Raw genomic sequence first — 10,993 nt, forward strand, 5'->3', positions numbered from 1 at the left:
CTCGTCTCCAATGACCCTTCAAGCGCAGGCGACAAGCGCCTCATTTTTGAACGGATCAATCCTCATAGCTGTCGATGACGGCATCGGCGATCACGCGTTTGGTGAGGACGCCAACGATATCGTTCACGCGCGGGCGCGAGGCAGAGCGGACAACAATTGCCGCCCCGACCCGATGGCGCTTCAACCTGGCAAACACCAAGCTCAAAAGGTCCTGATCGCGGCAAATGACCATTCGCCGCTCGACGAATTGCTCGACCATGAGAGCTGGGTTCGATTGCGACTCCGCCCATAAGCCGCAACGTGGTGGGATCAGCCCGACAATCCGGCCTTCGCGCTCAACCACGATAGGAAGTGCATCATCGATATCTTCCGCAGCCATAGCCTGTTTTAGTGTCGTTCCTACTCCGGCGACGATAAAGCGCCTCTCCATGATGTCCTGGGCCTGCTTCACCAGATAGAGGTTGATATGCCGCTCCTTCGGAATGCGGTGCCCGCGGTGGCGCAGCTTGATCGTGTAGATCGTCTCGTTGACGAGTGCACGCCTGACGCCTGCAGCCAACGCCACCGCAACGATCACCGGAACGATGATTGCGTAATCGCGGGTCATCTCGAAGACCATCACGATTGCCGTCATGACGCCGCCCGTACCTGCACCGACGATGGCCGCCATTCCAATGATCGCGGCCGAAGATGGCGTTAGCCCTGAATGAGGCAGGATTGGATTGGTTGCAGCGGCAAAGGCGGCCCCCAGCGTGGCGCCAAGGTAAAGCGATGGCGAGAAGATCCCGCCCGACGCCCCGCAGCCGAGGCTGACCGTCGTTGCCAACAGCTTCAGCACGAACAGCAGCGCCAGTAACCCCGCCGCCGTCATCTTGTGGTCCAGTATCTCCTGAATGACGGAGTAGCCGACGCCGTCGACGTAGGAGTGGCCAAAGGCATGGGTGAGCACCACCATCATCAGGCCGATTGACGACATGCCGATGATATTTTGAACATACTCGTTGCCAGACAGCTTCGGAAACCCGTCTTCCATGAAGACGAGCAGACGGATAAACGCCCAGGCTGCCGCTCCAGACAACAAGCCAAGCAGGACAAATGCGAGAGCTTCCTGCGCATTGAAGGATGCGACCATGCTGAATTGCACATCCGGAACCGAAAAGGCCGGCTCCGGACCGATCAGGATGCGCCCGATCGTCGTCGCAGCCCCCGTGGCCACGACGACTGGGAGGAATGTCCGGTTTGAAACTTCCGGCAGAAGAATTTCCAGAGCAAACAGCACGCCGCCCAGCGGAGTATTGAAGGTTGCGGCAATGCCCGCGCCCGCGCCCGCGGACAGCAGCGTGATCCTCTGCCGGGTCGAGAGCCCGATGAATTGAGCAAAGGCTGAGCCAAGGGCTGAGCCTATCTGAATGATAGGGCCTTCGCGCCCGACGGCGGCGCCGCTTCCGATCGATATTGCGGACGCCAGCGCCTTTATCAAGCTACCGAACCCCGAATTTTGCCGCGCTTGTAGAGTATGGCGTCCATCACTTCGGGTACGCCATGTCCCTTTGCTTCTGGAGCGAACCGCCGGACGAGAAAAACGACGATGAGGCCGCCGATCACAGGCGCAAGAAGAACAAAGTCGCCGAAAGGACTGGGTCCCTCACTGACGTTTGCGTCGTAAACGACGCTCAGCCTGCCATTGTAAGACAAGTTGTGCACGAGGCCGATCAGCGCGCGAAAGCCGACGGCGCCAAGTCCGGTCATGACGCCAATCACCAAGGCGAGCGCGCAAAGCACGAGAAGGCTGACCTTCCGCTCTTCAGCAAACGGCTTGATGCTGCTGCCGATCAGGGCTTTTCGCGTGCCGTAAGTCAGGACCGAGGGCATTTGACCACTATTGCGCACAGACAACGATATGAACTCTGGTTCCGAAAGGCGGTTCCTGCCGAGAGGCATGGCGACAATCCGCGCCCATCGACCTCCACGTCACCGCCATTGGACGCCCTTGTTGGTTGCCCGTCGATTCATGGTGCCCGCCCAACGGTAGTCAGGAAGCTCCAGTTCGTCGGCGATGTCCCGCCCAATTGCGAGCCTCGCCAGCCCCGGTATCGAGAAGCTTCTGACCACGACGTTGCGGAAGAGCATTCCCACACGCGTTCTCGGCGCCATTGCTCCGGCAAAGCGCTCCGCACCCCGCTGTTTCCGGCCTATATAGCTCTTTAGCCGCGCCTCGTATCCCGCAAACGCCTCCAAATATCGTCCACCGGACAGGGCGAGTTCACCGGCCAAGACATAAGCTGAAATCATCGCCAGCGCCGATCCCTGCCCTGCCAGGAGCGAGACGCAGAAAGCGGCATCACCAATGAGCGCCACCCGACCTCGTGACCAGTTCGGCATCCTGATCTGACTGACGGTGTCGAAATAGAGTTCACCGGCGCGCTCCAGTTCGGCGAGCATCTGATCGCACTCCCAGCCGTCTCCGCCATAGACTTCCCGAAGGAGCGCCTTTTGCGAGGCCGGCGTTTCCGGCAAAACTGAGTGATGCTCGGCAAACACCAAGAGAAACAATGTACGATCGTCACGCAGCGTGAAGCGGCCTACCATGCGGCCCGGCTGACCGTAGATCAGATACACATCCTCGTCGCGCGGTCGATAGCCGTGAGCTTCGAAGGCAGCCACGATATACCCCAGACGCCGCTCGAAGTGAGCCTGTGGTCCAAAGACCAGATTGCGCACGGCTGAATGCAGGCCGTCTGCCCCGACGAGAAGGTCGAACCTCCGCCTGCCGCCGTGCTTCAGTTGGACTTCGACGCAATCTGGTTTCTCTTCGACGAGAATGATCTCGTCTCCGAAAATGGCTTCGACGCCGCTGGCCCGTTCGAACAGCATGCGCGAGAGGTCACTGCGCTGAAGAGTAACGTATCGTCCATTCGTCAACTCGGAGAAGACGTCGGTACCGAAGCCGGCCAGCCGACGGCCAGCTTCATCTACGATCCGAAACTCTCGGGCGTAGTAGCCGTCGCGATTGATCTCCGGCATCAATCCCATCCGTTCAGCGATGGTGTAGCCGAGCCCCCAAAAATCGATGACATAGCCTCCGCTCCGTAGAGCGGAGGCGCGTTCGAGGAGCGTCGGCTGGAAGCCGGCTGCTTTCAACCAATAGGCAAGCGTGGGCCCGGCAATTCCAACCCCGGAGATTAGAACGCTGTTCATGCCATCTCCTCAGAAACGAACGACGATCAGCGACACGATGCCCGAGCTCGCTCTGGTGCTTCGGCGGTCTTCGGACGAGAATTAGTCGCTTGCGTACAAGAACATTTGAGGCCGCAACAGAGTATTACATACATCGCGACGCGATCGCCGCGATGATGTTCCGAGTAGTCTCGCCTGCGCAACTTCAATGTCGAGCTTCGGAATCTGGACTGTTCCGACAAAGGAAGACGAATTGGAAGACAAGTTGACTGTTCATGTCCGGCATATCGAGCGCACCCTTCGTGTAAGCGCAATCGCTCTATTTCTCGCGCTCTCGGTCTGGCTGCTTCGCGACATACTGTTGCTCTTGTTCAGCGCCGTGGTCATCGCTTGCGTTTTGCGGGGCGCCAGCAACGCGGTCCGTCGGGTAACGCGCCTCGGGCCATACACGTCCTTGATTTCCGTCATTCTTGTGACAGGGCTCGCACTCGGTGCGCTGCTGTGGTGGCGCGGCAGCGCCATTTTCATCCAGGCCGACGAGATCAGCCAGCAACTGAGAACCCAACTGGCACGGATCTGGAGCGAACTGCAAAACAGCTCGTGGGGTTCGATTTTGGCTCAACAGTTGCAGATCGCCGGAAAGTCTCTGCGCACTGGCCTGACAGGCTACGTCACCGGCGTCGTTGGCTCCGTTCTCGGCATAGGTGGCACTCTCGTCGTGACGGCGGCGACAGCGATATTCCTCGCTGCGTCGCCCCAATTGTATCTCGAAGGCTCGCTTCGTTTGCTTCCAATGGCCTGGCGACCTCGCGGCCGAGAAGTTGCCGGAGAGCTCGGCGCTACGCTTAGGCTCTGGTTTCTTGGTCAACTCGTCGACATGCTGATCGTTGGTCTGCTCCTCGGACTGGGCCTTCTCCTCATCGGTTCGCCCTTGCCACTATCACTGGCCCTGCTGGCCGCCCTTCTGAACTTCGTGCCATACATCGGGGCACTTGCAGGCGCAGTGCCGGCGATCCTCGTGGCTCTGGCACAGTCTCCTGCTCTTGCCGCTTGGGTCGCTCTCTTGTTTTTGACGATCCAGCTGTTGGAGGGAAATGTCATCGCACCATGGATTCAGAAACGAACTGTCTCGCTGCCACCCGCACTGACGATACTTTCCCAAACGATCCTTGGCACTCTCTTTGGTTTGATCGGACTGATCGTTGCCACGCCCTTGATCGCCGTTCTGCTCGTTGCTGTCCGCATGATCTATGTCGAAGGCTTCCTGGAGCGCGAGAGTAAACAGGCTGCCTAGTTCAGGAACACTGCTGAAAATGTGCGGAGGCCACGGAGTTGGTACGGTGTCGTACACTCGCGTGTCTGACCGGCAATCGGCGCGACATAGTGTCCCGAACCCTTGACCCGAGAAACCAAGATTGCAGGCTGATGTTGAGACCGCATTCTGAAATTACAGGAGCCACAGATGCGGAGACTCACACTTGCCCTTTCTCTCACCGGCCTGGTCGCAATTTCTCCTGTCAGCAGTAGCCAGGCTGCGCCTCTGACACCGCTCTCGGCAGCCGCGAGCTCCACGCAGCACACGTCGGCAGTGCAGGATAATCTGACCCAGGTTCGATGGCGTGGCGGCTGGGGAATCGGCGCCGGCCTGCTGGCAGGAGCCTTGATCGGCTCAGCCTTTGCGACCCCGTATTATGGGGAATATCCGCCGTACTATGGCTACAGATACCCCTACGGCTACGGTGGGTACTATCCGGCTTACACCTACACACCTTACTGGGGTGGCTATGGTTGGAGACCGCGGCCATACGCCTGGGGCCCGCGCCCCTGGCGCTATAGCTACGGCTGGTCCGCGCCGAGACCGTGGGGATATACGGTCCGGCGCGCGCAACCTTGGCGTCATAGCTACGGCTGGGCGCCGCGGCACTATCGGCACCACCATCACGGCGTGATCCGTGCGCACCATCGGTGGTGACGCGCTGCGCGTGTAGCAAAGTGCCCGGCGCATTCAGTCATTGGAGAACCGCGCCGGGCGACGACGAATATTTCGTTGGAGAAGCCGCTAGATGGCGGAATTACTGCAGGACGTACGTCAGCCGTTCGAAAGACTTCGAGAGGCGATCACGTTGCAAGATTGGCTGTGTTGACGTCCTGCTTCCGAGTGAAGGTTGCACCTACGGCTCGTTTCGCCGGGTGTCGAAGCTCGTGCTTCCACAATGCGGGCATTTCGGAATCTTGTGTCCTTTTGTGACGTGAGTGGCCTGATGACATCGCTCACACCTGAAGTCTCCAGTCTCTTGGGCTGTCTCACCTGCATGCGCCGCCATGATACTTCTCCCTGTTAAGCGCGGGCGCCCCATTTGGTCCAAGCGTCGCGCGCGAAGAGAGTTGCTAATTGTGTTCGGGGTCGCCAAAGCAGCACCCTCTTGCCCTACATGCGTTCTTTCACGCCGGCCTCTATAAGCCACCAATTCACTGGGTAGCTCGTGAAAAAGCCCGCAAGCATTGCGATCTGCATCATGAACCAAAACTCCGGCATCGACGGCTCCAGCCTCACCCCGAAGAGATTCCTGAAGATCGCGAACTGCGCGATCGCCATAAATCCGTACATACCGATTTGCCACGCAGTCAGCGAGAGAGTGTCTGCCTTCACGGCTTGAACGACGCCCGCGCCTGGCGACAAGTCGCGCATCGGCTTGATCGTGAAGTACTGAATGCGACGCCGAGCGCAAAAGCGAACAGATAGTCCACGACCCAGATCGCGAACATTTTCTCTGAGAAGAGGCTTTTCCATCCCGCCCAGATCGCGATCACCGGAAACGCGAGCGCAAGGCTCTCGGCGATGATGTCCCCGAGTGTACATCCGGCGCCACAGTGCATGGCACCTTTCGCGACCATGACGGGAAACGGTGTCTCCCTCTTGCTGTCGGAGTGCTTGTTCTGCTCAGTCGCATCCCGGGCCGCAAGCCGGCCGAACCGGTAGTACAGCCACAACGTCAGTACGGTGCCGAACAGACCGTTCACTGGCCAGACGACATTCATGATCCACATACGCTGTGGATGGCGGGTGAGGTCGATCGCGATGATGACCGCGCAGACAAATCCGACACCCAGACAAGCCAGCGCGATATCTCTTAGCCAAATTGGTATCATGGCTCCTCCGTTTTCTCGGAGAAGAAACGTTGTGAAGATCGCCTTCGTTCAAATCGAGCTTTGTGGTTTCCCACGATCATCTCGGGGCGGAGCGCTTGGAGAATTGGCTATTCCACATTCAATTCTCACGCACGCAAGCGACGGCCGATCTGCCGATCGTACTCACGCTGTATCAATCCAGAGCACGAACAGGCGGAATGCTCCAGCTGGGCCCGGTCGACCAGAGTTATCGCTGCTCGGGTGTTGCGGATGATGCCGGCCTGTTCGAACGTCTCGAGACATTCGCTGACACTGGCCCGACGGATCCCGAGCAATTGAGCTAAAACAGCATGCGTGATCGGCAGTTCTCCGGAGTCCATTGCGTTTGCCGCGACAAGAAGCCAGCGGGCAAGTCGCTGCTTGACGGAATGGAGCGAGTTGCAGGCTCCCACCTGTGACGTTTGAAACAAGACAAGATTGATGTAAGAGAGGATCACTCCACGGAGGGTCCCAAGATCGTCAAGCGCGGCGAGAAAAGCCGGCGTCGGAATTCGTAGTGCCGCTCCGCCCACCTGAACGACGCGACGGTGCGGCGGCATCGGATCCTCCGGCGCCAAAACGCAGGGGGCGCCGATCATTCCCTCGGAGCCCACCAGCCAAGCCTCCACGAAGCGCCCGGCCTCGACCTTGGCTGAGACCGATACGAGACCACTGCCAAGAAAGTAGACATATTCCATCGGCAAGCGCCAATGATGAAGGACCTGACGCGGCTTGAGCTCGACATGCGTCCCGATCGACTGGAGTACTGTGAGCTCGGTTTTTGGGATGCAACGCAGCAGCTTGTTCCGTGCAGCCAAGGAGCCAACGCGGCCTCCAGGCGCAATTGATGTCGGAACTAGGCCTGTCGCCCGGCCGTCCTGCATTGCTGCGCTCCCCGCAATCTCCGAGGATCGATCGGAACGGTCCGCGGGTCTGCGGAGAGTACGCACTCGGGCCATCGGCGGTTCCTTTTTCAGGACTACTCCTATTCTCCGTTCCATCATCCTGATTTGAGGCCTTCTCCTCGAACCGAACGGCGGCTCGGAGCGACGCGCTGGAGGGCTTCGGACGTTCCGACCCAAACAGTTGAGTGATGCGATGTCGGCACGAGACCGAACGAAGGCACACGACGTTCTCTGGGACAAAGCTGGGTTGCCAAGGTCTTGCGGAAAGCAAGTCAGAGCCGGCCCAGCGCAGCGGAACCCAACTCCTCTCCAAAGATCAGTCGGCCGGCGTGGCTAAATATTTCGTAGCCATCGTCGCGCGCGACCGCGACGAGCGTCACGCCGGCACGCTCAGCGGTCTCGATCGCCAGCGAAGTCGGTGCGGAGACGGCGATGAGCAACGGCACGCCCATTCGTGCCGTCTTCTGAACCAGTTCGACGGAGACCCGACTGGTCATGAGGACAGCCCCCCGTGACATTTCGAGCCCGACTCTGGCCGCCGCACCAGCGAGTTTGTCCAGCGCATTGTGGCGTCCGACATCTTCCCTTACCAATCGGATGTCATGGCCGTCCCAGAAGGCCGCAGCGTGCATCGCGCCCGTCGCCTGGTTATGAGGCTGGAGCGGTCGCAAGGAGCGCATCGCCTCCAGAATGTCGACCGGGCGAAACCCGCCTTCGCTGACTACGCGCGTCGGCCGCGGGCAAGCCTGTTCCAAGCTCTCAATTCCGCACAGGCCGCAGCCGACCGGCCCGACCATCGCCCTCCGCCTGTTGGCGAGGAGATCACCATAGGAGTCGTCGAGCCAGATCCGTACTTCGCAACCGAGCTCGAGCTCGACGACTTCGATGCTGATGATGTCCTCGCCATGCTCCACAATGCCCTCGCTCAAGCTGAAGCCTACGCCGAAATCCAGGAGGTCAACGGGAGAGGCCATCATCACCGCGTAAGTCGAGCCGTTGTACGTGAGCGCGATCGGCCGTTCCTCTGCGACCTTGCGTGAGGACGGAATCGGGCGACTCCCCCGCCACACCAGCTCCGGCTTGTCGCGCGTACAACGATCCTGCATATCCGGCTCCGAGGTTGGCTTCTGGCAACCTCAACCATTGGGCCGCGTTCCCTGGCCATTATCCATTGTCGGGCCCCGCTCCCGCTGTTCAACATCGCGCGATCAAAACCATTCCCTTGGTACGGCACCGTGCACAGATTTCCTGAGCGGAGAATGCGTGCGTCGCCCGTCCGTCGATGGTCTTGCAGGTGCTGGTTTTTTTTACGCGCTTGCCGCTCAAGCCGCCGTCCCGCCGAGAAGCGGCTGTCAGGAACCCGCGCGGGGAACATACGTTGCCGATGCACAGGCTGGCCGGTTCCCGAAGAGAAGCAAGATCATGGCGCGACCCAACAAAGCTGGTGACGACACTCCCGACACGGTTGAATACGACGGCCCAGCTGGCGGATGGGGCTCCCTGAAAGGAATAGCGCGGATCTTCGGCAAGGAGTGGGATTCGCCCGCGGCCTTGAACACCCTTCGCCGGCAGAACAAGCCGAAAGGCTTCATGTGCGTTTCCTGCTCATGGGCCAAACCTGCGGATTATCATGCCTTCGAATTCTGCGAGAACGGCGCCAAGGCAACGCTCTGGGAGCTAACGTCGCGCCGCTGTACGCCGGAGTTCTTTGCCGAGCATACCCTAACCGAGTTGTTGTCATGGAGCGACTATGACCTCGAGCAGCAGGGGCGCCTGACACATCCACTGCGTTACGACAGCACTACTGATAAGTACGTTCCCTGCTCTTGGGACGAGGCATTTCATGCTATCGGATCGCAATTGAGGGCGCTCGATCCGAAATCGGTCGTGTTCTATTCGTCGGGGCGCGCCAGCCTCGAGACCTCCTACCTATATGCTCTCTTTGCACGGGTGTACGGCAACAACAATCTGCCGGACAGCTCCAACATGTGTCACGAAACAACCTCAGTCGCTCTCAAGAAGCTGATCGGGGCGGGCGTTGGGACCGTGGTCTTCGACGACCTCAGCAACTGCGATGCGATGTTCTTCTTCGGCCAGAATACCGGGTCGAACAGTCCGCGCTTTCTGCATCCCCTACAGGACGCTGCCAAGCGCGGCGTCCAGATCATTACGTTCAACCCCGTCCGCGAAAAGGGTCTCGAAGTCTTCATCAATCCGCAGAATCCGACGGAGATGCTGACCGGCAAGACCACACAAATCAGCAGCCAGTACCATCAAGTGAAGGTGGGTGGCGACATCGCGGTCATTGTCGGAATCTGCAAGCACGTCTTCGCGGCGGACGATGCCGCCAAGCAGCAGGGCAAACGTGTGATCGACGCTCCCTTCGTCGAGCAGCACACACATGGTTTCGAAGAGTTCGAAGCCAAGGTCCGGGCGACGTCCTGGGACGACATTGAAAGCGCATCTGGTCTCAGCCGATCGGTCATCGAGGGGGCCGCGCAGGTCTATGTCGAGGCTGATCGCGTGATCGAGATCTACGGCATGGGGCTGACCCAGCACGTACACGGCTTTCAAAACGTGGCGATGCTCGTCAACATGCTGCTCCTTAAGGGCAACATCGGGCGAGATGGCACCGGCATTTCACCCGTGCGTGGACACTCGAACGTCCAGGGTCAGCGCACCGTCGGCATCTCCGAGAAGCCTGAATTGGTCCCTCTCGACAAATACGCCAAGCAGTTCGGATTCGAGCCGCCACGCGACAAAGGCATGAACACCGTTGAGACCTGCGAAGGCGTCCTCGCCGGCAAGGTCAAGGCGTTCGTCGGCCTCGGCGGAAATTTTGTCCGCGCCATTCCGGAGCGATCGAAGATGGAAGCGGCCTGGCGCGGGCTGGAGCTGACGGTCCAGATTGCCACCAAGCTCAACCGCAGCCACCTCGTGCACGGCAAGGCCGCCTATCTGCTGCCGTGCCTCGGCCGAACCGAAGAAGATGTGCAGGCGAGCGGCCAGCAGGCCGTTACCATGGAGGATACGTTCAGCTGTATCCAGGGTTCGATCGGGTTGCGCAAGCCCGCCAGCGAGCACTTGAGATCCGAGGTGGCGATCGTCGCGGGTCTGGCCAAAGCAACCCTGAACCCCAATCCCAAACTGAAATGGGATGAATGGGTCGGCAACTACGATCTCATCCGTGACGAGATTGCCGAGACCTATCCGGACGAATTCCACGACTTCAATGCGCGGATGTTCACGCCGGGCGGGTTCTATCGTGGCAATTCAGCCCGCGAACGGATTTGGAAAACCGAGAGCGGCAAGGCAGAGTTTACAGCGCCCGAAACCCTCACCTCGACCGGCTTTTCCGATGCGCCCGGCCGCTTCCGGCTGCTCACGATGCGCAGCAACGACCAGTTCAATACGACGATCTACGGCTACAGCGATCGGATGCGAGGCATTGAGGGTACACGGGACGTATTGCTGATGAATCCCGACGAAATCGCACGCGCCGGACTTCAGGAAGGTCAAATGGTTTCCCTCGTCAGCGACGCAGAGGATGGCATCCTGCGCGAGGTGGGTCCTCTCAAGGTGACCCCGTTCAAACTGCCGGATGGCTGCGTCGGGGCCTACTATCCGGAAATGAACCCCCTGATCCCGCTGTCGCACCACGACATCCATTCGAAGACGCCGGCCGCTAAATCGGTGCCGGTCCGAATCCGCGCGTGAGCGATGGCGCGGAAGGGGGGCCGATG

8 protein-coding genes and 1 pseudogene are annotated in these 10,993 nt (G+C 59.7%); 2 read left to right on the top strand and 7 right to left on the bottom strand.

Annotated elements, in window-relative coordinates; genetic code table 11:
• Positions 1-55: 55 nt before the first annotated feature.
• The 3 genes from AC0L3U_RS07245 to AC0L3U_RS07255 are packed head-to-tail and all read right to left on the bottom strand — an operon-like array spanning position 56 to position 3,198.
• Positions 56-1,480 (bottom strand): chloride channel protein, encoded by a 1,425-nt coding sequence (locus AC0L3U_RS07245; protein WP_473361219.1) that lies wholly within the window; start codon positions 1,478-1,480, stop codon positions 56-58.
• Positions 1,477-1,941: a hypothetical protein gene (locus AC0L3U_RS07250; RefSeq protein WP_473361220.1), complete on the bottom strand. Its 465-nt coding sequence runs from the start codon at positions 1,939-1,941 to the stop codon at positions 1,477-1,479. The genes AC0L3U_RS07245 and AC0L3U_RS07250 overlap by 4 nt, the downstream gene beginning before the upstream one ends.
• A 30-nt stretch (positions 1,942-1,971) precedes the next feature.
• Complete coding sequence (locus AC0L3U_RS07255) at positions 1,972-3,198, bottom strand: FAD-binding domain (RefSeq protein WP_473361221.1); 1,227 nt, start codon at positions 3,196-3,198, stop codon at positions 1,972-1,974.
• A gap of 232 nt (positions 3,199-3,430) precedes the next feature.
• On the opposite strand from AC0L3U_RS07255, the gene AC0L3U_RS07260 reads away from it, so the two are divergent.
• Positions 3,431-4,471, top strand: a complete 1,041-nt coding sequence (locus AC0L3U_RS07260) for an AI-2E family transporter (RefSeq protein WP_473292538.1) — start codon at positions 3,431-3,433, stop codon at positions 4,469-4,471.
• Positions 4,472-5,348: 877 nt separating this feature from the next.
• Here the strand turns inward: AC0L3U_RS07260 and AC0L3U_RS07265 are convergent.
• The 4 genes and pseudogenes from AC0L3U_RS07265 to fdhD all read right to left on the bottom strand — a co-directional run bounded on the left by AC0L3U_RS07265 (position 5,349) and on the right by fdhD (position 8,356).
• Positions 5,349-5,534: a zinc ribbon-containing protein gene (locus AC0L3U_RS07265; protein ID WP_473361365.1), complete on the bottom strand. Its 186-nt coding sequence runs from the start codon at positions 5,532-5,534 to the stop codon at positions 5,349-5,351.
• A gap of 71 nt (positions 5,535-5,605) precedes the next feature.
• Positions 5,606-6,327, bottom strand: a pseudogene (locus AC0L3U_RS07270) (DUF4396 domain-containing protein).
• Positions 6,328-6,452: 125 nt separating this feature from the next.
• Positions 6,453-7,229 carry a Crp/Fnr family transcriptional regulator gene (locus AC0L3U_RS07275; protein WP_473361222.1) on the bottom strand — a complete coding sequence of 259 codons (777 nt, stop codon included), beginning with the start codon at positions 7,227-7,229 and terminating at the stop codon, positions 6,453-6,455.
• A 293-nt stretch (positions 7,230-7,522) separates the two neighbouring features.
• Positions 7,523-8,356: a formate dehydrogenase accessory sulfurtransferase FdhD gene (fdhD, locus tag AC0L3U_RS07280; protein ID WP_007607465.1), complete on the bottom strand. Its 834-nt coding sequence runs from the start codon at positions 8,354-8,356 to the stop codon at positions 7,523-7,525.
• A 316-nt stretch (positions 8,357-8,672) separates the two neighbouring features.
• Between fdhD and AC0L3U_RS07285 the strand changes: the two genes are divergently transcribed.
• Complete coding sequence (locus AC0L3U_RS07285; RefSeq protein ID WP_473361366.1) at positions 8,673-10,967, top strand: FdhF/YdeP family oxidoreductase; 2,295 nt, start codon at positions 8,673-8,675, stop codon at positions 10,965-10,967.
• The last annotated feature ends 26 nt before the right edge of the window (positions 10,968-10,993 follow it).

Source organism: Bradyrhizobium sp. Kon69 (assembly GCF_055807515.1).

Excerpts from the sequence above, each read along its gene's own strand:
- AC0L3U_RS07265 (WP_473361365.1), bottom strand. The coding sequence starts at position 5,534 with ATGGGGCGCCCGCGCTTAACAGGGAGAAGTATCATGGCGGCGCATGCA.
- AC0L3U_RS07255 (WP_473361221.1), bottom strand. The coding sequence starts at position 3,198 with ATGAACAGCGTTCTAATCTCCGGGGTTGGAATTGCCGGGCCCACGCTT.
- AC0L3U_RS07285 (WP_473361366.1), top strand. The coding sequence starts at position 8,673 with ATGGCGCGACCCAACAAAGCTGGTGACGACACTCCCGACACGGTTGAA.
- AC0L3U_RS07250 (WP_473361220.1), bottom strand. The coding sequence starts at position 1,941 with ATGCCTCTCGGCAGGAACCGCCTTTCGGAACCAGAGTTCATATCGTTG.
- fdhD (WP_007607465.1), bottom strand. The coding sequence starts at position 8,356 with ATGCAGGATCGTTGTACGCGCGACAAGCCGGAGCTGGTGTGGCGGGGG.
- AC0L3U_RS07275 (WP_473361222.1), bottom strand. The coding sequence starts at position 7,229 with ATGCAGGACGGCCGGGCGACAGGCCTAGTTCCGACATCAATTGCGCCT.